The sequence below is a fragment of the Rothia sp. 27098_8_29 genome (genome assembly GCF_041432785.1).
Classification (GTDB): domain Bacteria; phylum Actinomycetota; class Actinomycetes; order Actinomycetales; family Micrococcaceae; genus Rothia; species Rothia mucilaginosa.
The window spans coordinates 49,399-72,729 of record NZ_JAPWAI010000006.1 but is presented as its reverse complement, the minus strand read 5'-3'; the positions used below and the strand labels follow the sequence as shown (position 1 = coordinate 72,729).

The window sequence follows — 23,331 nt, the reverse complement described above, 5'->3', positions numbered from 1 at the left end:
TACACCCGCCCCAGATACCGCAATAAACACCGAAACACTAAGGCAGAACCCAGCAACTCTGGGATACTTAAAGCATGAGTAAACGACAGCAAGACATCACTGACGAGCAGTTCAAGAAGCTCCTCCGCGAAATTTCCAAACGATTCGCTATCGCCGGAGGAGTCGTCATCCTGTTCGGAATGGCCATCATCGCACTTGCTTACCTTCTGGGAGGAGCCCACTAATGCGCACCCCGCAGCGCCCCAACGGCGACATCTTCAACCGCATGGTCTCCGGCGCCGCCTACATGCCCGACGCCGAATGCGCCGCGCAGACTAAGCGCATCCACGCTGCAACCGTCCTCGCCGAAGAACACTACGCACGCGGCGAGCAGGCACAGGCAATGCACGTCTACCGTGAACACCTCGGCCATCTGGGCGAGCACTCCCACATCCGCCCCGGTGCACGCTTCGACTACGGCGTGAACACCTATATTGGTGACGGCTCCTTCTTCAACTTTGGTTGCGTCTTCCTGGACGTCTGCCCGATCCGCATCGGCTCCACCGTGCTCGTCGGCAACAACGTACAGTTCCTCACCCCCACCCACCCGCTCAACCCGGTCGACCGCGCCGCATACTGGGAAGGTGGCGAGCCCATCACCGTTGAAGACAACGTCTGGATCGGTGGCGGCGCCATCATCCTGGGCGGTGTGACCATCGGCAAGAACTCCGTGATTGGCGCGGGCACCGTCGTCACCAAGGATGTCCCCGAAAACTCCCTCGTGGTCGGCAACCCCGGCCGCGTGGTCCGTACCCTGGACGAGAACGAACGCCCGGCATACCCGCACACCTACTCCGCAGAAGCCCTGGAAGAAGCGCGCGCCTTCTACGCTGACCGCAACCGCTAAATCAGCACCCAGGACTAGAATCCAAAGGATTTAATGAACGCACAGAACAACACCCCGCAGCAGCGTCCGGCCGCCGCGGCGTCCTCCCCCACCGAAAGTGACCTGTGGGAGGCGGCATTCTCCTCCGACGACCCCACCGTGGTTCTGACCGATGAGGGCCTGAACGCCGCACGCCGCGCCCACGAAAAAGCGCGCGAGGCGGCCTCTTCGGCGCAGTCCTCCGCGCAGTCCTCGCAGGATGCAACCCTGCCTCTCTCTGTTGCTGAGGCGGCTACCGCAACCCAGCCGCTCCTCTCCGCAAACAGCGCCGCTCAAAGTGCAGACTCCGGCGCTGACTTGGGTGAACCCGCTACCGACAACCTCAGCTGGCTCGACAAGCCTGCTGCCCCCAGCGCGGACAATGTGCGCGGCGGCGCAGCCCCCGCTACCGCGCCTGCCCCCGCTACGGCAAGCTACGAGGTGCCCGCACCCGGCAACGCCCATGCGGCACCCAGTGCCCCGCAGGCTAATCCGGCGGATGATGACCACTTCGTCATCCCCACCCCCGCAGGTGATGCCGCTGGCTCGGAACCCATCCTCACCGCCGCAACCGCGCTGTCCATGCAGAAGAGCCGCTACTCCCGCATGCACCTGCTGCCCGGCCTGCTCGGCTGGCTAATCACCATCTCCCTCATGGACGGTGGCCTATGGGCTATCCAGTCGTGGCTGACCCTGACCGGTCAGAGCGAGTCCATCGAGTACGCCTCGGTGGTCTCCCGACTCTTTAGCGGCGCGTCGAACGCCGTGCCGGTCGCGGTGGCGTTGAGTGTGCTCATTTTCTTCGCCTATCTGGTGGGCGGTTACGCTGCGGGACGCATGGCACGATTCGCCGGCGCTAAGCAGGGCATTGCCGTGTGGCTCTGGCAGATTATGGCGCTCATCCTCGGGTCCCTGGCGACCTTCCTCACGCCTCAGCTGTTCCAGAACGGTGTCGCGTCCCTGTCCCTGCAGAAGCTGATTGCGGGCGATTTCGCGAACGGCCTGCTCGCGGTTCTGCTGGTTCTGTCGTTGAGCTTCCTCGGCGCTATCCTCGGCGGCCTGTGCGGACGCCTGTACCACCGCCGCGTGGACAAGTACCCGAGCGACCAGGTGGCACGCGAAGACGCATAGACTTCTAAGCACCTGCGCCTCGTTGCGATAGGGATAAAACGTGCAGAAAACCTCCGGTACCTTGCGTAAGGTACCGGAGGTTTTCTGTATCTAAATATCTGTATCCTAAACGGCCTCAGCTACCCAGCAATACGGTGCTGACTAGCCCAAATGTGCCGCCTAGTGGTCCAGCAGCAGTGCAGGCTCCTCAAGAATCGCAGCCACATCAGCCATGAAACGAGCCGACAGGTCCCCATCCACCACACGGTGATCGAAGGAACCACCCAGGGTCGTCACCCAGCGAGGAATAACCTCACCATCAACCACCCACGGCTTCTGCTTGATCGTACCGAAGGCAACAATCGCCACCTCACCGGGGTTAATAATCGGGGTACCCGTATCAATACCCAGCGAACCGATGTTCGTAATGGTCAGGGTGCCGTTCGCCATCTCAGCGGGCTGAGTCTTACCCTCACGGGCGCGAGTGGTCAGGTTGTTCAGCGCAATAGCCAGCTCACGCAGGGACAGCTCCTGAGCGTCCTTAATGTTCGGAACCATCAGGCCGCGCGGGGTTGCCGCAGCAATACCCAGGTTCATGAAGTGCTTAATCTGGATTTCGCTATCGGTCCAGGTCGCGTTGACCTGCGGGTTACGCTCAGCAGCCCAAATGACCGCGGCGGCAAGCACCAGCAGCGGGGTGACCTTCACGCCCTCAAAGTGGCGGGACTTCTTCAAGCGCTTCACGAACTCCATGGTGCGGGAGGCATCAACATCCACGAAGATGGACACGTGCGGGGCGCTAAACGCCGAAGCAACCATAGCCTTCGCGGTAGCCTTACGCACGCCACGCACAGGGATGCGCTCAATGCGGTCACCGGGGGTGGCTGCGGGCTGCCAGAACGGCTGGCGGGCGCCGCTATGCTGCACATCGCTCAGGTGCGCCACATAGTTCATGAGGTCCTGCTTGGTCACCTGGCCGCGCGCACCGGTAGCGGTCACGTTCGCCAGGTCAACACCCAGCTCCTTTGCGGCAAGACGCACCGGAGGCGGCGCGAGGGTCGGGCGGTGCGGAACCTGCTCGGGAGCCAAAGTCGGCGCGGGAGCCGCTGCGGGCTCGGGTGCCAGACGCTGCACCACCGAGTTCAGCGGGGTGTTCTCCACAAAGCGGGAGGCGCGCTCAGCCAGCTCGCTCAGCAGGCCCTGGTTGCGGTTCGCCGAGTCGGCGGGGGTGTGCGCCACGGGTGCCTGAACAGCCGGTGCGGCCGGTGCCGCAGCAGCCTGTGCGGGCTGGGCTGCGGAGGCGGGGCGCTTGCGGGCGCGGCGCTTCACAGCGTCCGCCTTGGGGCCGGAGCCAACCAGTGCGGTGCCGGACTCAGCCTCTGCCGCGGCGGGTGCCGCCGGGGTTGCGGGTGCGTTGTCGCCGCCGGAGATGCTGATGATCGGGGTGCCCACCTCAACGGTTTCGCCTTCGGCAACGAGCAGCGCCTCGACGGTGCCGGCGAAGGGCGAGGGAAGTTCCACAACGCTCTTCGCGGTTTCAATTTCGACGAGGACGTCGTTGATGGCGACCTCGGTGCCGACTGCCACCTTCCAGCTGAGGATTTCTGCTTCGGTCAGGCCTTCACCCACGTCAGGGAGCGGGAAAATCTGGGACATTTTTACCTCTCACTAGGGCATATACCCTATACGGAATATTCTGTGCGGGCTCGCAACCCGCCATAGCGCAACACGCTGATACGTCAGATCAGGGAATGCCTAGTAGTCAAAAGCGCGGTCAACCGCCTCAAGAATACGGTCAATATCGGGCACGTACTCTTCCTCAACACGGGATACCGGGTACGGCATGTAGTAGCCACCCACGCGAATCACCGGCGCCTGCAGACTGTAGAAGCAACGCTCCGTAATCGCCGCAGCCAACTCACCGCCCATACCGCCAAAGGTCGGCGCCTCGTGCGCAATAATCAGGCGGCCAGTCTTCGCCACCGAAGCGGCAACGGTCGGCACGTCCAGCGGCGAAATCGAGCGCAGGTCAATGACCTCAATCGAACGGCCATCCTCCACCGCAGCCTCTGCCGCAGCCAGAGCAACCGGCACCAGCGGACCGTACGCAACGATGGTCGCGTCCGTACCCTCACGCACCACCTGGGCGCTAAACGGATCAAAGGAAGTGTCGCTAAAGTCCACTTCACCCTTGAGCCAGTAGCGGCGCTTCGGCTCAAAAATAATGACCGGGTCGGGGCACTCAATCGCCTTGCGGGTCATCCAGTACGCCTCGTGCGGGGTCGAAGGGGTCACAATACGCAGACCCGCGGTGTGGGCGAACAGCGCCTCCGGGGACTCGGAGTGGTGCTCCACCGAACCAATCACGCCACCGTACGGAATGCGGATAGTCACCGGCACCGTGTACTGCTTATCGGTGCGGTTGTGGATCTTCGCCAGCTGGCTCGTGATCTGGTTGTAGGCGGGGAACACGAAGCCGTCGAACTGAATCTCCGGTACGGGGCGGTAGCCGCGCAGCGCCATACCGATGGAGGTGCCGATAATGCCGGACTCACCCAGGGGCGCATCCATGACGCGACGGTTGCCGAAGCGCGCCTGTAGGCCCTCAGTCACACGGTACACGCCGCCGAGCTTGCCGATATCCTCACCGAGCATGACGACGGTGCGGTCGGCTTCCATGGCGTCTTCCAGGCCGCGGGTAATCGCCTTGGCGAGGGTCAAACGTTCAATTTTCTCGCTCATGCTTACTCCTCTTCAAAGCCTGCGACGTAGTTACGGTAGAACTCGCGGTCGTCTTCCACCTGCTGGTGTTCCTGCACGTAGACGCGGTCGAAGAAACGCTCAAAGTCAGCGACTTCGGAGTTCAGCACTGCCTCACGCACGCCGTTCGCGACCTGCTGTGCAGATTCTGCAACCTCTTCAAAGAAGGCATCGTCGGCGTAGCCCTGCTCGCGCAGGTACTTCTCGAGGCGAATCATGGGGTCGCGGCGCAGAGGACCTTCCAGGTCGGCGTCGGTGCGGTACTTGGTGGGGTCATCCGCGGTGGTGTGCGGGCCGAGGCGGTAGGTCTCAGCTTCAATCAGCACCGGGCCTTCACCGGCACGGATCTTCTCCATGGCGTAGCGGGTTGCAGCCAGTACGGCGAGAACGTCGTTGCCGTCAACGCGAATACCCTCGAAGCCGTAGCCTGCGGCGCGGGTGGACACCGGAACGCGGGACTGCACCTCGAAGGGCACGGAGATAGCCCAGCGGTTGTTCTGCACGAAGAAGAGCACCGGCGCGTTATAGGAGGCGGCGAAAACCATGGACTCGTGTGCGTCACCTTCGGTGGAGGAGCCGTCACCGAAGTAGACCGCCACGGCGGGCTTCTGGGTGTCCTCGGCAGGATCTGTTGCCTGACCCTGACCGGTGCGGCGGATGCCAGTTTCAGCCTCGATGTCGGCGTCGAAGTTCAGACCCATAGCGTAGCCGACTGCGTGCAGGGTCTGGGCGGCAAGCACCTTGGTGTAGGTATGGAAGTTGTGTGCCTTCATGTCCCAGCCGTGGGTGGTGGAGCCGCGGAAGATGGTGATCAGGTCGCGGAAGTCCACGCCACGCGTCAGGGCGACGGCGTGCTCACGGTAGGAGGGGAAGATGTAGTCGTTGGGCGCGTAGGCGAGTGCGGAGCCGACCTGTGCGGCTTCCTGGCCTCGGCTGGGTACCCAGAGGGCGAGCTGACCCTGGCGCTGCAGGGCGGTTGCCTCGTCGTCGAATCGGCGGGTGGTGTACATGAGGCGGTATGCCTCGCGCAGGGTGTCTGCGTTGACGTCTTCGATGTACCGGCTGTAGGTGGGGTGTTCGTGTACGGTGCCGTTTTCATCCATGAGCTGGATGCGTTCGGGCACTCCGGGGTACTTGTCGTTCTCGTGCATCTAACCTCCACACGTGACGAGGGCTTGGCCCTCAGCGGCTTGGGTTTTAGTCTCAACTTTCACCTGATGGTGCAGGGTTTGAGGTGTTCCGGCAAGCTTGTGAGGGTCTGGGCATATATAGTTACCAGTCTACTCTTTTCGGCTTTATCTCGCGGCAGTTACGCTGATAACGCAGTGTATTATGCCCTGTCATTCACTATTTGAACATCATTAAATTAAACCTCCCATATATTCTTTTTTGAGAATATATGGGAGGTTTAATTTAACTACTGAGAGCTTTTTCGGGCCATCATTTTTCCCGCGCGAGAACCATTTGAAAAGCCCAAACAAACCTCGACAAGGGAAAATAGTACATTGTTCAATTAGGGCCGAGTGGGTACCCCCACCCCTTCACAAGACGCTCTAGAGCCCCTTCGCGAAGACCTCACAGAGCGAGAGGAAACGGTCATTCGCCTCCACCTCACCAATGCTCACGCGAACACCCTCGGTACCGAACGCACGCACCGACAGCGCATGCTCAGACATCAGCTGCACAAACTCACCCGTGCGCTCCCCCAGAGGCAGCCACACGAAGTTCGCGTAAGTGCTCGGGAAATCGTAGCCCAGCTCGCGCAGTCGAGCGGTCACGCGCTCACGCTCAGCGACCAGGTGGCTCACACGCTCCATCACCGCATCCTCATGCTCGATGGAGGCGATAGCCGCCGCCTCAGCCAGCGCCGTCACGGCGAACGGGGTTGCCGCCACGCGCAGGTGCTGCGTAATCTGCGGGTGCGAAATTGAGTAGCCCACGCGCAGACCCGCCAGGCCCTGCGCCTTGGAGAAGGTGCGCAGAATGATGACGTTCTCGTAGTCGCGGTAGATGTCCATGCCGTTCAGCGGGGCTTCTTCACTGTCCGGCACGGTGGAGGCAGCGCAGAACTCGAAGTACGCCTCATCAATGACCACGGGGATGTGGGCGGGCACCTTCGCCAGGAACGCACGGATCTGACTTTCGGTGACGGCGGGGCCGGTCGGGTTGTTGGGGGTGCAGACCAGGATCAGGCGGGTGCGGTCGGTGATGGCGGCCGCCATGGCGTCCAGGTCGTGTGAGCCGTCGGGCAGGTTCGGCACCTGCACGCTGCGAGCGCCCATAATGCCGACGAGAATCGGGTATGCCTCGAAGGAACGCCAAGCGTAGATGACTTCGTCCTGCACGCCGTCGGCGTTTACGCCGGCGAAGGTTTTGAGGATTTGGTTGAGCGCGCCGAGGCTTCCGGCACCGGTGACGATGTCGTCAGCGTCCACGCCCAGTCGTGCGGAGAGCTTGTGGCGCAGGGCGGTGGAGAGCGGGTCGGGGTAGCGGTGCGCGGTCGCAAATTCTGCGAGGACGCGCGCGACCTCGGGTACGGGGCCCAGCGGGTTCTCGTTCGAGGAAAGCTTGTACTGGGTGAGGCCTTCAACGGGTATGGGCGGCTTGCCTGCCGCGTAGCTGGGCAGGGTGTTGAAGACGGGGCGGACCGGGATGTTGGCGTGTTCAGCTGACTGGCTCATGGTTCCAGTATGTGCCTGCGGGCGGCTCGGGGGCTAACGCTTCTCACCTGGAGAGCAGGTCGCGAGCAGGCTGTAGCTGTGCAGGCAGCAGATACTGGCCGCAAGCGCTGTACGCAAAGGCTGCGTACGCAAAGGTGGAGGGGCGCCGCCAGGGTTGTTCCCGGTGGCGCCTCTCCTTTTCTCTTCTCTACTCTACTCGTCCCCTCCACCCTCCACCGAGCCGTTGAGATTGGTGCTTTTAGACTCGGTGTTTAGACCATCAGGGGTTCACTCTCCTCGATGGGAGTCAGGTCCTCGGGAAGGCCTGGGGCGCGGAACCCGGGGTCGATGTTCTCGGGCGGAGTTGGTGCGAGGAACCCGGGGTCAATGCTCTTGGGCGGGAGCATGGGTGCAGGCTTCAGATTCGGTAGGGCGGGGATGAGCGACTCGCTGCCGTCGTAGTCTCCACCCTGCCGGGGCCCGGAGAACGGGTCCCTGAGCACAGAACCAGGACTAGGGAACTGCAAGCGATCGATGATTGGCTGAGTAACAGCCTTTTCGATGTGCGTATGCAGATCTGCAGGTTTGGGCAGAATGTCCGGCGGGATCAGACTTGCAGGGGGCAACTGCCCCTCTGCCTCGATTCGAGCGGGCATCTTGATGGGTGCAGGCTCTGGACGACTCAGGTCGCCCGGCATCTTGATGGCGGGCGGCAGATGCTGCGGGTTGTATCCCTGTAGGAGGGGCACCTTGGGCATCTGCGGCACAGGCATTTCGGGCCATGCAGGCTTCAGGTTCTGAGGCTTTTCCTGCGGAGTCGGCTCGGGGTGAGGGATGGTCTTTTGGGCACCCTCGATGACGGCGGGGATTTGCTTAGCAGCCGCCTGTACGGTTTCTCCAACTTCTCGCCGAAGACCCTCGGCCCTCTGCTTGGCAATCTCCATGCCCTGTTGGACATCTGAGACGGTATCTTCGATTTTCTGCCGAGTATTTTCGACGTTGCCACGCACTACACTATCTACTCGGTGCAGTTCTCCATCTGTTAGTTGGTCTATACCCTCATATAAAACTCGAGAATCAAGCTGCACCCCAGCTTCTAGAGCCTGTTGAGTGTACCTAGCCCCACGCAGTCCATACTCGTTCAGACGTTCTTCAAACGTGTAACCATCTGGCATAGCAGAGCCCGAGGTAACCTTTTGTTCCCCTTGCACGTAACCTTTGTTGCCCATGGCCGCTCTGAGGGCACCCAGAGTCTGGTTTCCATATCCTTCACGTTGCAGGGTTTCTCGGTATTCCCCGCTATTATGTCTAAAATTTGAGATTGTAATTGCGGTATCACGTTCATCGGGACGCCACCCTCCCTCAGGCCTCAATGCAGAGTCAGGAACCGGGTCTCCATCTCCTTCCACGTAGTCCACTCCAAAGTCGCGGCGTTTAGCCGGTAGACCTCGTAGCGGGGAGGCTTGAGCGTAGACACCCACAATATTGATTTCCTTGGCAACCTCGAGACTATTAGCCATGTTGTAGGCAATCATGCCTCCCTGGCTGAAGCCTTCCATGTACACGCGGGCACCTTGAGGTGCTCCAGCATCACGTAGAGCCTGCAGAACCATCTGATAGGCGGGGTTCTCCAGAGTATCGTTACCCAGTGCTTCGCGAAGAGTCCCAGGGACATCCATAGGAGACCCACCAAAGGAAGAAAAGTTAGTACCCGGAATACTCACGACGTATAGGGCATAGGCGGGATCGCCTTCGTGTCCTGCTTCGTACATGACGGTGACGAGCACGGCACCACGTTCACCCTTAGTCGGGTCCTGTTGGGAGCGTTCAAACTCCTGGTCCTGTGCCTTGGCGGCTGCCTGCAGACGTTCAGCACTAGCGTCCACTGTGAGACGGTCTTTCTCGCCGGAATGCGCACTAACCCCATACTCGTCGGCTGTGGCAGTGCGCATGTTATGCGCTTTCTTATCAGAATCCGGATCACGGAGGGGGCCGACGATTCCAACTCCGCCTACGGCCAAGACTTTTTCAATGAATTCCTGGGGTATTCCTGTCATAGCGGAGAGTCGCCCAGCAATACGCTGACGGGCAATTTCGGGGTTCCATTTGGCATCCATGTAGGCAGTAAAGCCGAAGATAATGGCTGCTACTACAGGTGAATGAGGCAATACCCAATAGGCCGAGAAGTACCCAAGCTCGGGAATGGTGAGCTTCAAGAGGTAGTTAGCTTCGCCGGGTTCTCCAGCGATGAGGCCGCGCAGGTGGTCTCGGGTGCTGCGTCCGTCGGTGAGCTTACCGTCCTTTGCGATGCCCATGGAGTCGAACCAGCCTGCGACGATATTTTCGGTCTGCAGGTAGGAGCTGTGGGCGGCTCGGACGGCGGCTGCGGTGGCGCCGAACTTTGCGGCACTCATACCGAGGTCTGCGGCGAGGCTGGTGCAGAGGGCGGCAGCCTGCTGGGCGCGTCCGTTGATGCCGAGGAAAAGACGGGTTTCAGCGGCGATACCGAGAATGGGCATGGTGCGGTCGGCGCAGGTGCGGCTGACGGTGTCTAGCCCGTCGGCGATGGCGGGCATTTCTTCAAGCTCAACGCTGATGGTGCCTGCGGTGGGCCCTGCGGAGTTGCTGAGGTCACCGATGGGCGCAACGGTGGGTCCGGTAATCATGGTGTCTCCTAGGGTGAGGTTAGTGGGTTCGGATGAGCGAGCTCAGCCCGTCGGGCAGGCTCACGTGCATGAGTGAATCCAGCGTTGACTGGGCTTTTTGCACGCCTGAGCGGGCGATGATTTCGCCGGGGTTGAGTTTTTCCAGGGCGTCGGCGGCACCGTCGGCGAGTTTGCCGAGTAGGTTATCTACGGCGGAGGCGGCGGCTTTGATTGCCTGCGCTTTGCCGGTGAGGTCGTTGGCGAGTTCTTCACCGGCGGCGGCGATCATGGCGGCGGTGCCTTCGGCTTGTTCGGCTTGGTGGCGGATTTTTTCTCGGTGTTCTTCGAGTTGTCGCCGGTAGGCGCGTCCGGCTTCGGATGCCCAGTGTTCGCCGTTGAGTTCGTTGGCGCGTTGGTGTGCGGTGCGGATTTCTTGGGCTTCGGTGCGCATCCTGTGGGCGAGTTCTGCGCCTTTGGCGCGGGCGAGCACGGCGGCGGCCATGAGCTGTTCGGCGAGGGCGTGGCCGGAGGCGGTGCCGATGCCCATGTGTCCTGCTGCGCGGAGGATATCGGTTGGTTCGATGCGGGGCAGCTGGGGTGCGGGAGGCGGTGCGGTGTCGACGATTGTGTTCATGGGGCGTCCTTTCGGTGGTTGGGCTGGTTGTTTGTGCGCCTGTTTCTGTCCTGTTTTTGGGTTTGTTTTAGGCTAAATCTGCCGCGGTGACTGTGCAGGCTGAGTACGCCAACCTGTGGATAACTCAGGCTTGTTTCGAAAAATTCGCACGTTTTGACCCCTCAAGACCCGAAAAATACCCCTTCCGCAGCACCTCGTTTTGTCATATTTCTGTAACTAACCAAGCCGCCCGTCACGTCCATATGCTCTTCCGCCTCTTTTTTTCAGCGAATTCATGCAAAAATAGAGCTATGTCTCACACCAATAACACCTTCTTGCCTTCTGGCCGTATTGACCTGGGCACCGGCGAACTTGCGCTGGGCCCCCTCGACGGACGCTACGCATCCGTAACCGCACCCCTGACCAACTACCTTTCTGAGGCGGCTCTGAACCGCGACCGCATCCACGTTGAGGTTGAGTGGTTCATTTACCTGTGCGAGCACGAGGTGCTGCCGGGTCTGTCCCCGCTGAGCGAGGAGCAGAAGAAGGGCCTGCGCGCCATCGTGACCGATTTCAACGCTGATTCTGTGGCGGAGCTGGCTGAGATTGAGGCTGTCACCGTTCACGATGTGAAGGCGGTCGAGTACTACATTGGTCGCCGCCTGGAGGGCCTGGGCCTGGGTCACCTGGTGCCGCTGGTTCACTTCGGCTGCACTTCTGAGGACATTAACAACCTCTCCTACGCGCTGGGTATCAAGGACGCCGCTGAGAACGTGTGGATCCCCGCCGCGGAGGAGCTGATTGATGTTCTGCTGAAGCTGGCTGAGGACGGCCGCGACGTGCCGATGCTGTGCCGCACTCACGGCCAGCCGGCGACCCCCTCCACCCTGGGCAAGGAGATGGGCGTGCTCGCCTACCGCCTGAAGCGCCAGGTCAAGCACGTGAAGGCGACCGAGTTCCTCGGCAAGATTAATGGTGCGACCGGTACTTACGCCGCGCACTATGCGTCGGTGCCGAGCGCTGATTGGCAGAAGATTTCTCGTGGTTTTGTGGAGCACCTGGGTCTGACTTGGAACCCGCTGACCACTCAGATTGAGTCGCACGACTGGCAGGCTGAGCTGTACTCGGATATCGCTCATTTCAACCGCGTGCTGCACAACCTCTGCACCGATGTGTGGAGCTACATTTCGATTGGTTTCTTCCGTCAGATTCCGGTGGCCGGTGCGACCGGTTCGTCGACCATGCCGCACAAGGTGAACCCGATTCGCTTTGAGAATGCGGAGGCTAACCTGGAGCTGTCCAACGCTCTGCTGGATTCGCTGGGTTCGACCCTGGTGACTTCTCGTTGGCAGCGTGACCTGACTGACTCGTCGGCGCAGCGCAATATTGGCGTGGCGTTTGGTCACTCGGTGCTGGCTATCTCCAATGTGGTGAAGGGTCTGCAGCGTCTGGATATTGCGACCGATGTTATTTCTGCTGATCTGGATTCCAACTGGGAGGTTCTGGCTGAGGCAATCCAGATGGTGATGCGCGCTGAGGCTATCGCAGGTGTTCCCGGCATGGAGAACCCGTATGAGCGTCTGAAGGAGCTGACTCGCGGTCACCGCGTGGATGCTGCTCGTCTGAAGGAGTTTGTGGCTACTCTGGGCCTCTCCCCCGAGGCTGAGGCGCGTCTGTCGGCTCTGACTCCGCACACCTATAACGGTATTGCGGCTCAGCTGCTGGATCACGCGAAGAACGCCTAGTCCGTAGCAAAGGATTAAACAGAAGACCCCGGTTCCCTGTATTCAGGGAGCCGGGGTCTTTAGTGTGTTGGGTCTTTGCTATGTTTGGCTGGTCAGTATGGATTTTAGCGGCCGAGCATGCGGCGGTGGCCGGTTTCGGTGTCGTTGCCCTTGCCGCGGGTGAAGACCTTGCCTGCCGCCTTACCTGCATCCTTGACGCCCTTGAGGAGGGCACCAGCCACACCGGAGGGGCTTTCCGAACCTTCGCCGCCCTGTACGCGGGGTGCGCGCGGGGTGATCATGAGCTCTGCGGGGAAGTACGCGGGTGCGTCGCCAAAGGCACGGCGGGTGTTGCGCACGACGTCCTTGCCGAGGGTCAGGTTTGCGCCGCCGCCAACGACTGCGCCAACGCCGAAGGGCAGGGCGCGGCCGAGCAGTGCGCCGGTCTGGCGGGTGAGGAATCGGCGGATGAACAGGTTGCGGATGGTGCGTTCAACGCTGAACATCTTGCCGCTGGAGGAGTTGCCGAGCAGCATGCCCCACTTGTTGGAGATGCCGCCTGCCTTGCCGGTCTGCAGTAGCACGGTGTTCATGAGCTGGGAGCCTTCTTCACCGAGCATGATTGCCATGACCATGGAGCGGGCGGTTTCGGCGTCGTGCACGTGCACGCCGTGCAGTTCTGCGACTGCCTGGGCGTAGAGGGCGGTGCGTTCGAGGTAGCCGCCGACTGCGAGCGCGGACAGGCTCATGGAGGTGACGGTGCCGACGCCGGGCACGAATGCGGATGCGCCGGTGACGCCGCCGATAGCGGTGATATCGCGCAGGTAGGTGCGGTCGAGGCGCTTGTGGATTTGTTCGGGGGTTTCGTCGGGGTGCGCTTCACGGAGTTTTTTGACGATGGACAGCGCGAGCGGTCGTTGCATGCGCAGTACGTTGTCGAGGGTGGTGGTTAGCGCGGGACGGGGGTTGCCGTCTTCATCGAATAGAGACTTCTTCGGGTCAAGCATGCTCTCAGTAAATCACGGCTGGGTGAATATTTCCTGGATATAGGGGGTTGTGGTGGGGTGCGGGGGTGAAATTTCACCGAGGGCGTGTGGTTTTTTGTCTGCTTGTTAAGGTGTTTTGGTCTTTATTTGCGCCGGATTTTAAAGCGCGTAAAATTGTCGTAGATTACACACTATTCATTGTTTGCATAGTGCGTGACCTGTTTCACGACGATTCGGGGTCGCGCCTGATGACAGATAGCGGCTAATACCTCTTCTGGACTAATAAGGATTGCTATGACTTCTTCCACCCATAGGCCCAATGCTGCGCGTTCCCCCGTCATGACTCAAGGGTTGGGTGTTGCGTACGCGACCGGCGCGATTATTTCGGCGCAGTTCGGTGCGGCTCTTGCTAAGCAGCTGATGGGTGATTTGGGCCCTTGGGGCGTGGTGACTCTGCGCCTGCTGACCTCCACCATTTTGATGTGGGCGTTTTTCCGCCCGCAGATTCGTTCGTGGACTCGCGCGCAGTGGCTGACAGTTATTGTCATGGGTATTGCCCTGACCGGCGCGAATGCGTTCTTCTATGTGGCGATTGAGCAGGTTCCGCTGGCGATTGCGGTGGCTATTGAGTTCATGGGTCCGCTGGTGTTGGCGACGGTCATGTCGCGCCGCAAGCTGGATTTGGTGTGGATTGCTCTGTCCTTTACGGGCATGGCGATTCTGACGGCTGAGTCGCAGGCGAAGCCGGAGGATTTCGCCCTGGTGGGTGTGTTCTTTGCGGTGCTGACCGCTATTTCTCGTGCCGCCTACATTCTGGCGACGGAGAAGGTGGGCGCGCTGATTCCGGGTATGGGTGGCATGGTCATGGGTAACGCTGTTTCGACCCTGTTGGTTCTGCCGTTCCCGTTTATTCTGAGTGGCAATAACCTGTTGAAGGTAACTCAGGATGTGAACCTGCTGGCTATTGGCTGCTTGATGGGTCTGCTGGCTTCTGCTCTGCCGGCTCTGGGTGAGGTTTCTTCGCTACGTCTGTTGCCCGCGCATATTTATAGCGTGGTGCTGTCCCTGGAGCCTGCGATTGCGGCGGCTGTGGGTATTGTGATGCTTGGTGAGGCTACTGGCCTGGTCCGCTGGGTTGCTATTGCTCTGCTGGTGGCTGCGAGTATCGGTATTTCAATTTCTCACGCTCGCGCGCAGAAGAAGGCGCAGGAAGACGGCACTTTGGAGGATAACGAACGTTACCTGCCCGGTGCGGTGGATGCGCACGCAGTAGATATTGCGCAGATGGCAACCAGTTCCATTACGCTTCCGTCGGCTGCGCAGATTAAGGCTGACCGTGAGGCGAAAGGCCTCTAATCTACTGAACTGTAGCCGTGTCAACGGTTTCTAGCGCCCCCGGGTGACGAGTAGGATAGTATCTCGTGTTGCCCGGGGGTGCGCTTTTTAACTGCACTGGTCAGGTTCTTGCCTCCGCCCGAATCGATACGTCACCTGTACACCTTGAGAGATGCACCGCCTCCTTGTGAGGCGCAGGAAGGAGAATCATGCCGCATACTTCATCTCAACGACCCGCACTGGGCATTATGTTTGTGCTGATATCCTGCTCGTCGCTGCAGTTCGGTGCCGCGTTCGCGGTGAGTCTCTTCCCGCTGTTTGGTGCTCTGGCTATTAGCGTCAGCCGTCTGGCGATTGCTTCCATGGTGGTGGGTAGCGCCGTGTGGTTGGCGGCGCGTTGGCGTACCCGATGCGGCGGCGAAATGCCGCCGGGTGCGCTATCTTGGTCGAAGGAGCAGTGGCGTGCCGTCATCATTTTCGGTATGACTTTCGGTCTGATGAACGGCTTCTTCTATTGCGCGATTGACCGCATCCCGATTGGTTTGGCGGTTGCGGTGGAGTTCTTGGGCCCGCTGGCGTTGGCGTCCATGCTGACGCGCAGGCTCCGCGACGCGGTGTGGGTGCTCTGCGCCCTGGCGGGCATGCTGGTGCTCGGCTATGAGGCGGCGGTTGGTAAGGATACCGATTACCTGGGTCTGACGTTCGCGTTGATTGCTGGCGTGTTCTGGGCGTTGTATATTCGCTCTAGCGCGAAGGTGGGTGCCCTGGTTCCGGGTGCGAGCGGCCTGGCGGTGGCGATGCTTGTTGGTGCTGCGTTTATTGCCCCGGTGGCGGCGGTTGTTCCGGCGCCTCAGCCGATTTGGAATGCGGCGCAGGATCCGATGCTGCTCCTCATGATTTTTGGTACCGCCATGTTCGCTTCGGTGATTCCCTATAGCGCGGAGCTGATGGCTCTGCGCAACCTGCCGGAGCGCGTATTTAGTGTGCTGATGAGCTTGGAGCCCGCTATTGCGGCGATTGCCGGTTGGGCGTTGCTGAATCAGGAGACCGGCCCGATTCGTTGGGTGGCAATTTTCCTGCTGATGACTGCGAGTGTGGGCATTACGCTGACCACCACGAAGGGTAGTTCCCACAAGCAGAAGGATGTCGGCGAGGACCCCGTTCCCATGCCGCTACCCGAGTAAAGCCAAAGTCCTGAGTAAGAACCAAAATTCCGCCGGCGCGCGGCGTATAGAAAACCCCTGTAGAAAATCCATAGAAAAAACCGTTGAGGCGGGTACCTGGTTGGTACCCGCCTCAACGGTTTTGTATGTCAGGTTTAGCTCTCAGCCAGCTCGTCCAGCAGGTCGCGCAGCTCATCGGTGGTGAGCACCTCCGCCGGATGCGGGCCCAGGGCGTACAGCCAGTCCTGGGTGTCCTCGTCCAGCTCACGGGCGGTACCAACCAGCACGAGGTTGCCCTCATTCTGCCCGCTAAGCATGGAACTTTCGCACAGGCACCACACGTGGTCGAAGACTTCCAGCATGGCGGCTGCCTGCAGCTGGAAGAAGGGCAGACCCGCGTCGTCACCCACGTTGATGGCGACCATGCCGCGCTCGTTCAGGGCGTCCTTGAGTTCGCGGTAGAAGTCGCGGTTCGCCAGGTGGGCGGGCGCATCCATGCCGGTGAAGATGTCGAGAATGATCGCGTCGAAGCCGGGCACGCCCAGCAGTTCGGGCAGGTTCGCCAGCTGCTCGCGGGCGTCACCGACCACCAGCTGGCAGTCGGTTCCGGCGGGGAGCGGCAGGCGGTCCGTTACGAAGCCCATGAGCTCGGGTTCAATATCCACGGCAACCTGGCGGGAGCCGGGGCGGGTCGCCTGAATGTAACGCACGAGGGTGAGCGCACCGGCGCCCAGGTGTGCGGCGGTGATGGGTTCGCCGACGGGTGCGAGCGCATCCACCGCGTTTGCGATGCGGCGCAGGTACTCGTAGAACACGTAGTCGGGGTTCTGCACGTCCACGTGGGACTGCTCGGCGCCACCGATTTCGAGGACGTGGCCGTGGTCGCTGAACCCGTCGGGGTGAATTTCGGCGCGCTGCCCGCCGGAGAGCTGAATGTGCGCCACTACTTCACGCCAGCTTCACGCTTGAAGGTGCTGACCAGGTCGTCCACCGAGGAGGAAGAATCCAGGCCCTCAACGACCTTGTCGTTCACGGCGAAGGTGGGGGTGCCCTTCACACCAATCTTCACGGCGTGCTCGTAGTCACGCTGAACGGGCTTGACGGTGTCGGAGGCGAGTAGGACCTTGTCGAATTCTTCGACGTTCAGGCCCAGTTCCTTGGCGTAGTCGTTGAAGAGGGTGCGCAGCTTGTCGCGCTCTTTGATGTTCTTCCAGTCGTTCTGGGTGTTGAAGAGCTTGTTCGCCATTTCGACGTGCTTACCCTGAGCTGTTGCGGCTTCTACGGCGAGTGCGGCGGGTACGGCATTGGCGTGCATGTTCAGCGGCATGTGGCGCACGGTCACGTTCATGATGCCGTCAAGCTTCTTGGCAGCTTCTTCGAACTTGGGTTCTGCCTTGGCGCAGTAGGGGCACTGGTAGTCGGTGTACAGGGTTGCGGTGCCTGCACCGGGTACTTCGCGGTTGAGGCGGTAACCGACGTAGCCGTCATCGGCGGTTGCCGAGCCGCTCACAGAAGCCGAGGGGTCCGCGGATGCCGAAGCGCTCGAGGTAGTACTTGCGGATGCGCTTGCCGAGGTAGCGGCGGTGCTTGCGGTGGCGCTCGCCGAACCGCTCGCAGATGCCGATGCGGAGGGCTGGGAGGAGCTGGAACCGCATGCGCTCAGTCCCAGGGCGGCGGCGGGCACTACGCCCAGCAGCAGGGTGCGGCGGTTGAGGGGTGAAGTCATGGTGGTTCCTCTCTCTACGGGTGGCGGGCTGGCCTGTGGTTGATACCTCTGTGGTTGATGTGCCAGTGGTTGTTGGGCGCGGTGAGGTGCTGCCAGCCGCCGTGGGTATAGGGTTTATTGTATGCCTCTGCCCTGAACTTTCCCTATCTTCGGGCGGGTTTGCGGGGTGAATGCAGTGCACACCATAGCTGCCCTGTCGCCTGCTCCCAGCTGCGGGGCCGGTGTTGAAAGTAATTAGCCTCTCCCCCGCCTTTTTGGTACTATTGCGGGGTATGCACTGTTCGCCGGTTGCTTTCGGGCGTCTGGGAACAAACGTATATGCGCCTCTATAGCTCAGGGGTAGAGCATTTCCCTCGTAAAGAAAAGGTCGTGGGTTCGAATCCCACTGGGGGCTCCACATCCGCCGTAACGCGTGCCGGTTTCCGGTGTGTTGCGGCGGTTTTTAGCATCTGAGAGTTGTCGTTTTCTCGAAGATGTCACCGTCGAACTTTAGGAGATTCTCATGTCTTCTCGATCCGCATCCGCTAAGCGCCAGAGGGGCCGTTCGCAGGCTGATCGTGCCTCCACGGGCCCTGCACGCCCGATGAGCCCCACGATGCGTTTTGCTCTGGTGTACGTGTTGGCGCTGGTGGTTTCCCTGGCGGTGTGGTTCTTCTACCGTTCCGTGTATGAGGATGACACCTCGTTCCTGGTGCCGATTGTGATTTCTTTGGTGACTTCATACGTGTGCGCTCATGCGCTGACGGGCGGCAAATCGCCCCGCAACTAGTAGCTAAGTTGTAGCGCGCCAGAGGTTTCAGGCAGATAAAAGCCGCGCATCCGGTTCCCCCGTTCAGGGGTCGGATGCGCGGCTTTTTGCGCGTGTACTTTAGGCGAGCACCTTACTTGGAGGCGCGCTGGAAGTCGCTGTCGGTCTTGCCCCACAGGCCGTAAACCTTGGCGAGTTCCTTGACCTTCTTTGCACGCAGGTAACGCGGCAGGTAGGAGCCGTCGCGAGGGCCGTCGAGGGGCACGTCGAGCATCTGGTGTGCTTCTTCGATTTCAATCTCGCTCGGGGAGAATGCCGCGTTGATAGTCTCGGTCTGGCGGATGTCCAGGGTGATCTTACCGGTCATGCCGTGGTCGTTCGCGTAGCCGCATGCCTTGGAGAGGTCGGCACCGTATGCGCCGAGGGTCGGGCCGTCGATGGGGCCGGGCAGACCACCCAGGGTGGATGCGATGACCAGCTGCGAACGCACGTAGGCGAGCGCCATGGGGGTTGCGGAGGAGCCGGTGTCGCGGCGGTAGTCGCCTGCGCCGAATGCGAGGCGGAAAGTGCCGATTGCGCGCGCAATTTCGACGGAGTGGTGCACACCGAGTGCGGACTCAATCAGCGCGATGATGGGGGTTCCGGGGGGCAGCTCGGCTGCAGTGCGGTCAATGTCGGTGGCGTGCTCTGCGGTGGCGAGCATGACGCCTCGCAGGCCCTTCACATTCTTGAGGGCCTTGACGTCCTTCCACCAGTGTTCGGTGGTGATGGCGTTGATTCGCACCCATGCGACGACGCCGGAGTTGAGCATACGGACGACCTGTTCGCGGGCTGCGTCCTTTTCTTCGGCGGGGCAGCCGTCTTCGAGGTCGATGATGATGGAGTCAGCCTCGGATTCGAAGGCCTCTTCAAAAACTTCTTCGGTGGAGTTGGCGCGCACGAGGAGCCAGGAGCGTGAGAGGCTGGGGCGCAGCTGACGCGCACGCTCATTGCGGTGGAATTCAAACATGGTGTGTGACTTCTTCCGTGAATTGTATATGCAGTGGGTTGTGCCGTAGAGGGGCAGGAAAAAGCCTGCGGTTCTTCCGCGCGTACCATCGCATTGTGTCGTCACCTCCATTGTGACGGAACCGCATAAGAAGTGTCCTACACCTCTTCTTTAAGCGTATCGCCTGTTGAGGTGCACATCAAACTAGCTCGCCTGTTAGTCACCGTTCGACTTTGCCCTGCTCACGTGGCGGACGCGGGTCAGGGTGCATTGTCAACGAACCTGCCCGCAGCATCCGGTGCGGATACTGCGGGCAGTTCAGAAGTTTACGATTAGGCTTCCACCAGTTGAGTGCGACCCACCGGAATACCGTCGTCGAAGGTCAGCTCGCCGGCGGCTTCCTTCTGGGCGCGCTGAATCAGACGTTCGGCATCCTCAATGTGCTGGATGACGGTTTCCACGCGACGGTGCACGCTCACCTGGCGGTCGCATCCGGTGGCACAGTTGCCGAAGCAGCGTGCCATGGCGAGCGCTTCGGCGCAGAGTGCCACGGCGTTACCCGCTTTGGAGAGGGCGCGGTTCAGGTCGGAGTAGGTGCCGAACGGGGAGGCGGGAATATCGCCGTCGCTGGGGGCGAGGCGGTGCGCTTCCATAGCGACTGCACGCACGCGCGGAATCAGGTCGGCGAGCGCGTTTGCGTCCGGCACGATGAGCTCAATCATGGAGGTGGACGAATCGGTTGCCGCTAGGCGTTCGAGGACCTGGTGGAAGCGGTCAATGCCGCGAATAAACCGGTCGTGGGATCGGCGCCAGATGCCTTTGCCGAGTTCGGCGTCGTCGCGGCGCGATTGCAGGTAGCTTTTAAGTCCCATATGCCCTCCTCTGCGTGGTGTGTGTGCCGTGTCTGTTGGTCGGTGGAGGCTGCCGGTGATGGGCTCTGCGGCGACCCGCAAACCTCCCTATGCTTAGGTTACCCTAAATTTCTTTTAGTGACGAGATGTCAGCAGTCAGCTGTTTATTTCAAGCCCAGATTCTCATTACGCCGCTCACGCAACACTCCCCGCGGCGCCAGCCTAAAAAGGCACCGCGGGGGCACAGCGATTTCTAGACCATGCGCAGCACAATCTTGCCGCGATGCTGACCGGAGTCGAAGTACTCGTGAGCGGCAGCTGCCTCCTCCATGTCGAAGATACGGTCCAGACCCACGCCAATCCTGCCGGATTCAATCAGCGGCAGCACGTGTTCGCGTACACCGCGCAGAATCTCAGCCTTCTGCCGGTCCGAACGGGTGCGCAGGCTCGTGGCGTGCACTGACAGGCGGCGGGAGAGCATATACCCCAGGTTCACTTCTGCTTTGGCGCCGCCCATCAGACCGATAATGCACAGGTGACCGCCGTCGGCGAGGGTGTGCAGATTGTCGTCCAGGTACTTTCCGCCCACGACGTCGAGAATGTAGTCGGCGCCGCGTCCGCCAGTTTCAGCCAGCAGAACTTCACGGAACGAATGTTCGATATAAATAATGGGTTCCGCACCTAGTGAGCGCACATATTCTGCTTTTTCCTCGGTGCCCACGGTTGCAAACACGCGGGTACCTACGGCGAGCGCCAGCTGGATGGCGTGCACACCGATACCGCCGGTACCACCGTGAATGAGCACCACCGCGGGTTCGCCGTCTTCCTTGAGGTTTTCGGCGGGGTTCATGCTCATACCACAGGTGAGCACCAGGTTCGAGTAGACGGTTGCCGCGACTTCGGGAATGCTGGCGGCTTCGGCGAAGCTCAGCTGTTCGGGTACGGGTAGCACGTGGTCGACCAGTACGGTCACGTAGTCGGCGTAGCCACCTCCAGGCAGGAGCGCCATGACGGGGGTGCCGCGGTTCTCCACGGAGGCACCTTCACCGACCGCTTCGATAACGCCGGCTACTTCGAGGCCGTAGATGGCGCTCGCGCCGGCGGGCGGCGGGTAGAATCCGCGGCGCTGCAGGGCGTCGGCGCGGTTGATTCCGGCGGCGTGAACGCGGATGAGAACTTCGTGGGATCGAGGTACGGGGGCGGGGACTTCGCTGATTGTCAGAGCCTCAGGTCCACCGTGACTGTTCTCAATAATTGCTCTCATGAGTCCTCCTCATTGCCGGAAGCACCATCGTTGGTGCGTGATTTACAGAAAGCTTATCGCATGAGATAATCTCGTAGTGCCCTGCGGCACGGTATTGCCATAAAATGCCGGTCTCTGGTGCGTATGGATGGTTGTCCGAGCGGCCGAAGGAGCTGGTCTTGAAAACCAGTAGGCGGTAACCCCGTCTCAAGGGTTCAAATCCCTTACCATCCGCGTTATAGCTTCTGCTCCACGTGTGGAGCGCAAAGAGCCCCGTTCCTCGTATTGAGGAACGGGGCTCTTCGCATATGCCGTTTCGAGTTACCGGGGGCGTCGTTAGTGGATGTGTGACAATGCGTTCAGAATCAATATGATGAGGGCGATGATAGCAAGGGCAATGATGATTCCTACCAGGCTGAGGATTAGGCCTCCGGTGGCGCGAACGCCATACTCTCTTGCCCCGAAAGCCTTCCAAATACCTAAGATGCTCAGGAATGGCGCAATGAAGGCTGGAACTAAACCAGCTCCAAGGCCATTGGCAAGGCAACTAATTCCTAGGAAGAGAGACAGCAGACCGAGGAAGCCGAACGTCAGGGAGGAGCTCGCGGCCTTTTCACCGGCTTGTTCCCTCTGCACGTCGGAAGATTGCTCGCTCGCAGGTTGCTCCCAATCGTCCGTGTCATCAACGTCGGCCTGGTAGCTGTCATTCGCCTGGTAGAGCTTGGCGTACTCGGGGTTGTTATCAAAATCTTCGTTATTTTGGGGTAGCTGCAACATCGCATCCACAACCTTTCAATACCGGGTGTTAAGTGTCTAGCGACTCGAGAGAGCATCTGGGCTCACTATCGATCCGGCGTCGTTAGTTGATGCCTGACAAGGCGTTCACAATCAGCATGATGAGGGCGGCGATACCGATGAAAATGCATAGCCCCAGCCCGTTGAGAATCAGGCCACCGCTGGCACGCGTACCGCGCCGCCTCGCCGCGAACCCCTGCCAGATACCCAGGATGTTCAGAATTGGGGCAAGGATAGCTACCTGCAGAGCACTTTCTTCAAGACCTTGGACAAGACACCAGAACCCTAGAAAGAAAGACAGCGGGCTGAGGAAGCCAAAAAGTAGGGAGAGGTTCGCTGCTCTTTTACCCGCCGCTTGATCTGAGAACTCATCCAGAGACTCATTTGCGGGCAGTAGCTGCTCGTCAGATGTATCCGGGCTAGGCAGCTCGTTGTTATCTTCCTGGTAGAGCTTGGCGTATTCGGGGTTGTAATCGAAGGCTTCAATGTTTTGGGGTAGCTGCGACATCGCATCCACAACCTTTCAGAATCTACACGCGTTAGTTGAATACCTCAGCCTGGTGCTTCGCAAAAACCTATTCGGCATTGAACCACGCCCACACAATCAGTACGTACCCAAGGACAAGCACAGCGATAGCTATCCAGCTCAGGATTCGACCCGCAAGAGAAACTACGCCGTAACTATCCGCTTCCTTAGCTTTCTGTAGACCAAGGACACTCAAGATGACAGTGGGGATACCGAAAAACCACGAACCCAACACCAAGATGTTGATGAGGCTGAGCACACCAAAAGTGAGTGAAAGTTGGGAAGCTCGCTCCCCTAGATTAGTCGCTGTTTTCCCACCGCTCTGCATCATAGGGGGCTCTTCAATATCAGCACCCTGTTTGTGGCGATGAGGTTTCGAGCGCAGACCAGCTGCTGGGTCGGAATACGGGCCTAGGATTGGATCCTGCATCGTTGCATCATAACCTTTCAATACCGGGTGTTAAGCCCACCCTATGCTTTCCCCGCCGAGGGAACAAGCATGTCAGGACCAATCCACGAGATATACGGCATATACACAGCAAAGCCCCGTTCCT

Annotated in this window: 21 protein-coding genes and 2 tRNA genes; 9 read left to right on the top strand and 14 right to left on the bottom strand. The window is 60.3% G+C overall.

The genetic code is table 11. From position 1 onward, the window contains the following. The first annotated feature begins 74 nt into the window (after positions 1-74). From O3649_RS08125 to O3649_RS08115, 3 genes are read left to right on the top strand one after another with little or no spacing between them, the layout of a single operon-like run. Positions 75-224, top strand: coding sequence for a hypothetical protein (locus tag O3649_RS08125; RefSeq protein WP_005504480.1), 150 nt, complete (start codon positions 75-77; stop codon positions 222-224). Continuing rightward, positions 224-886 (top strand): sugar O-acetyltransferase, encoded by a 663-nt coding sequence (locus O3649_RS08120; protein WP_371573690.1) that lies wholly within the window; start codon positions 224-226, stop codon positions 884-886. The genes O3649_RS08125 and O3649_RS08120 overlap by 1 nt, the downstream gene beginning before the upstream one ends. A 33-nt stretch (positions 887-919) precedes the next feature. Continuing rightward, the gene (locus O3649_RS08115) at positions 920-2,035 is read left to right on the top strand and encodes a hypothetical protein (protein WP_371573688.1); all 1,116 of its coding nucleotides are present in this window, start codon (positions 920-922) and stop codon (positions 2,033-2,035) included. Positions 2,036-2,194: 159 nt separating this feature from the next. Here the strand turns inward: O3649_RS08115 and O3649_RS08110 are convergent, their stop codons facing one another. The 6 genes from O3649_RS08110 to O3649_RS08085 all read right to left on the bottom strand — a co-directional run bounded on the left by O3649_RS08110 (position 2,195) and on the right by O3649_RS08085 (position 10,713). Next, positions 2,195-3,670, bottom strand: a complete 1,476-nt coding sequence (locus O3649_RS08110) for a dihydrolipoamide acetyltransferase family protein (protein WP_371573686.1) — start codon at positions 3,668-3,670, stop codon at positions 2,195-2,197. A 99-nt stretch (positions 3,671-3,769) separates the two neighbouring features. Beyond that, positions 3,770-4,756, bottom strand: coding sequence for an alpha-ketoacid dehydrogenase subunit beta (locus O3649_RS08105; RefSeq protein ID WP_005504472.1), 987 nt, complete (start codon positions 4,754-4,756; stop codon positions 3,770-3,772). Between the two features lie 2 nt (positions 4,757-4,758). Continuing rightward, positions 4,759-5,925: a thiamine pyrophosphate-dependent enzyme gene (locus tag O3649_RS08100; protein ID WP_371573683.1), complete on the bottom strand. Its 1,167-nt coding sequence runs from the start codon at positions 5,923-5,925 to the stop codon at positions 4,759-4,761. Between the two features lie 402 nt (positions 5,926-6,327). Continuing rightward, positions 6,328-7,455 (bottom strand): histidinol-phosphate transaminase, encoded by a 1,128-nt coding sequence (locus O3649_RS08095; RefSeq protein WP_371573681.1) that lies wholly within the window; start codon positions 7,453-7,455, stop codon positions 6,328-6,330. Between the two features lie 251 nt (positions 7,456-7,706). After that, the gene (locus tag O3649_RS08090) at positions 7,707-10,100 is read right to left on the bottom strand and encodes an extensin (protein ID WP_371573679.1); all 2,394 of its coding nucleotides are present in this window, start codon (positions 10,098-10,100) and stop codon (positions 7,707-7,709) included. A 19-nt stretch (positions 10,101-10,119) separates the two neighbouring features. Continuing rightward, positions 10,120-10,713, bottom strand: coding sequence for an ABC transporter substrate-binding protein (locus O3649_RS08085; RefSeq protein WP_371573677.1), 594 nt, complete (start codon positions 10,711-10,713; stop codon positions 10,120-10,122). Between the two features lie 290 nt (positions 10,714-11,003). Here O3649_RS08085 and purB point away from each other — a divergent pair, with 290 nt between their 5' ends. Continuing rightward, positions 11,004-12,437, top strand: a complete 1,434-nt coding sequence (gene purB / locus O3649_RS08080) for an adenylosuccinate lyase (RefSeq protein ID WP_294640590.1) — start codon at positions 11,004-11,006, stop codon at positions 12,435-12,437. 104 nt (positions 12,438-12,541) lie between these two features. On the opposite strand, the gene O3649_RS08075 is transcribed toward purB, so the two are convergent. Further along, positions 12,542-13,423, bottom strand: a complete 882-nt coding sequence (locus O3649_RS08075; protein WP_371573675.1) for a di- and tripeptidase — start codon at positions 13,421-13,423, stop codon at positions 12,542-12,544. A 273-nt stretch (positions 13,424-13,696) separates the two neighbouring features. Here O3649_RS08075 and O3649_RS08070 point away from each other — a divergent pair, with 273 nt between their 5' ends. Continuing rightward, the gene (locus O3649_RS08070) at positions 13,697-14,758 is read left to right on the top strand and encodes a DMT family transporter (RefSeq protein ID WP_049338407.1); all 1,062 of its coding nucleotides are present in this window, start codon (positions 13,697-13,699) and stop codon (positions 14,756-14,758) included. Positions 14,759-14,946: 188 nt separating this feature from the next. After that, the gene (locus O3649_RS08065; RefSeq protein ID WP_294632137.1) at positions 14,947-15,921 is read left to right on the top strand and encodes a DMT family transporter; all 975 of its coding nucleotides are present in this window, start codon (positions 14,947-14,949) and stop codon (positions 15,919-15,921) included. Between the two features lie 134 nt (positions 15,922-16,055). Here the strand turns inward: O3649_RS08065 and O3649_RS08060 are convergent, their stop codons facing one another. Further along, positions 16,056-16,844, bottom strand: a complete 789-nt coding sequence (locus O3649_RS08060; RefSeq protein ID WP_371573671.1) for a spermidine synthase — start codon at positions 16,842-16,844, stop codon at positions 16,056-16,058. Further along, positions 16,844-17,626, bottom strand: a complete 783-nt coding sequence (locus tag O3649_RS08055) for a DsbA family protein (protein ID WP_371573669.1) — start codon at positions 17,624-17,626, stop codon at positions 16,844-16,846. The genes O3649_RS08060 and O3649_RS08055 overlap by 1 nt, the downstream gene beginning before the upstream one ends. A gap of 322 nt (positions 17,627-17,948) precedes the next feature. Here O3649_RS08055 and O3649_RS08050 point away from each other — a divergent pair. Together O3649_RS08050 and O3649_RS08045 are read left to right on the top strand one after the other, a co-directional pair. Continuing rightward, a tRNA-Thr gene (locus O3649_RS08050) sits at positions 17,949-18,023 on the top strand. Between the two features lie 105 nt (positions 18,024-18,128). Beyond that, positions 18,129-18,395 (top strand): hypothetical protein, encoded by a 267-nt coding sequence (locus tag O3649_RS08045; protein ID WP_102033556.1) that lies wholly within the window; start codon positions 18,129-18,131, stop codon positions 18,393-18,395. Between the two features lie 112 nt (positions 18,396-18,507). Here O3649_RS08045 and O3649_RS08040 read toward each other — a convergent pair whose 3' ends face one another. The 3 genes from O3649_RS08040 to O3649_RS08030 form a co-directional block, all read right to left on the bottom strand. Further along, a complete protein-coding gene (locus tag O3649_RS08040; RefSeq protein WP_070674511.1) occupies positions 18,508-19,383 on the bottom strand; it encodes a CoA ester lyase in 876 nt (291 codons plus the stop codon). Positions 19,384-19,694: 311 nt separating this feature from the next. Next, a complete protein-coding gene (locus O3649_RS08035) occupies positions 19,695-20,234 on the bottom strand; it encodes a hypothetical protein (protein ID WP_049349921.1) in 540 nt (179 codons plus the stop codon). Positions 20,235-20,466: 232 nt separating this feature from the next. Beyond that, the gene (locus O3649_RS08030; RefSeq protein ID WP_371573666.1) at positions 20,467-21,477 is read right to left on the bottom strand and encodes an NAD(P)H-quinone oxidoreductase; all 1,011 of its coding nucleotides are present in this window, start codon (positions 21,475-21,477) and stop codon (positions 20,467-20,469) included. Positions 21,478-21,602: 125 nt separating this feature from the next. Between O3649_RS08030 and O3649_RS08025 the strand changes: the two genes are divergently transcribed. Continuing rightward, positions 21,603-21,690 (top strand) — tRNA-Ser (locus tag O3649_RS08025). Between the two features lie 102 nt (positions 21,691-21,792). Here O3649_RS08025 and O3649_RS08020 read toward each other — a convergent pair. After that, positions 21,793-22,233, bottom strand: coding sequence for a hypothetical protein (locus O3649_RS08020; RefSeq protein WP_371573664.1), 441 nt, complete (start codon positions 22,231-22,233; stop codon positions 21,793-21,795). Positions 22,234-22,315: 82 nt separating this feature from the next. Then, positions 22,316-22,759: a hypothetical protein gene (locus O3649_RS08015; protein WP_070687086.1), complete on the bottom strand. Its 444-nt coding sequence runs from the start codon at positions 22,757-22,759 to the stop codon at positions 22,316-22,318. Between the last annotated feature and the right edge of the window lie 572 nt (positions 22,760-23,331).

What these genes read in the sequence shown, in the direction of transcription:
- O3649_RS08125 (WP_005504480.1), top strand. Translation starts at nt 75, where the DNA reads ATGAGTAAACGACAGCAAGACATCACTGACGAGCAGTTCAAGAAGCTC.
- O3649_RS08120 (WP_371573690.1), top strand. Translation starts at nt 224, where the DNA reads ATGCGCACCCCGCAGCGCCCCAACGGCGACATCTTCAACCGCATGGTC.
- O3649_RS08115 (WP_371573688.1), top strand. Translation starts at nt 920, where the DNA reads ATGAACGCACAGAACAACACCCCGCAGCAGCGTCCGGCCGCCGCGGCG.
- O3649_RS08110 (WP_371573686.1), bottom strand. Translation starts at nt 3,670, where the DNA reads ATGTCCCAGATTTTCCCGCTCCCTGACGTGGGTGAAGGCCTGACCGAA.
- O3649_RS08105 (WP_005504472.1), bottom strand. Translation starts at nt 4,756, where the DNA reads ATGAGCGAGAAAATTGAACGTTTGACCCTCGCCAAGGCGATTACCCGC.
- O3649_RS08100 (WP_371573683.1), bottom strand. Translation starts at nt 5,925, where the DNA reads ATGCACGAGAACGACAAGTACCCCGGAGTGCCCGAACGCATCCAGCTC.
- O3649_RS08095 (WP_371573681.1), bottom strand. Translation starts at nt 7,455, where the DNA reads ATGAGCCAGTCAGCTGAACACGCCAACATCCCGGTCCGCCCCGTCTTC.
- O3649_RS08090 (WP_371573679.1), bottom strand. Translation starts at nt 10,100, where the DNA reads ATGATTACCGGACCCACCGTTGCGCCCATCGGTGACCTCAGCAACTCC.
- O3649_RS08085 (WP_371573677.1), bottom strand. Translation starts at nt 10,713, where the DNA reads ATGAACACAATCGTCGACACCGCACCGCCTCCCGCACCCCAGCTGCCC.
- purB (WP_294640590.1), top strand. Translation starts at nt 11,004, where the DNA reads ATGTCTCACACCAATAACACCTTCTTGCCTTCTGGCCGTATTGACCTG.
- O3649_RS08075 (WP_371573675.1), bottom strand. Translation starts at nt 13,423, where the DNA reads ATGCTTGACCCGAAGAAGTCTCTATTCGATGAAGACGGCAACCCCCGT.
- O3649_RS08070 (WP_049338407.1), top strand. Translation starts at nt 13,697, where the DNA reads ATGACTTCTTCCACCCATAGGCCCAATGCTGCGCGTTCCCCCGTCATG.
- O3649_RS08065 (WP_294632137.1), top strand. Translation starts at nt 14,947, where the DNA reads ATGCCGCATACTTCATCTCAACGACCCGCACTGGGCATTATGTTTGTG.
- O3649_RS08055 (WP_371573669.1), bottom strand. Translation starts at nt 17,626, where the DNA reads ATGACTTCACCCCTCAACCGCCGCACCCTGCTGCTGGGCGTAGTGCCC.
- O3649_RS08045 (WP_102033556.1), top strand. Translation starts at nt 18,129, where the DNA reads ATGTCTTCTCGATCCGCATCCGCTAAGCGCCAGAGGGGCCGTTCGCAG.
- O3649_RS08040 (WP_070674511.1), bottom strand. Translation starts at nt 19,383, where the DNA reads ATGTTTGAATTCCACCGCAATGAGCGTGCGCGTCAGCTGCGCCCCAGC.
- O3649_RS08035 (WP_049349921.1), bottom strand. Translation starts at nt 20,234, where the DNA reads ATGGGACTTAAAAGCTACCTGCAATCGCGCCGCGACGACGCCGAACTC.
- O3649_RS08030 (WP_371573666.1), bottom strand. Translation starts at nt 21,477, where the DNA reads ATGAGAGCAATTATTGAGAACAGTCACGGTGGACCTGAGGCTCTGACA.
- O3649_RS08020 (WP_371573664.1), bottom strand. Translation starts at nt 22,233, where the DNA reads ATGTTGCAGCTACCCCAAAATAACGAAGATTTTGATAACAACCCCGAG.
- O3649_RS08015 (WP_070687086.1), bottom strand. Translation starts at nt 22,759, where the DNA reads ATGTCGCAGCTACCCCAAAACATTGAAGCCTTCGATTACAACCCCGAA.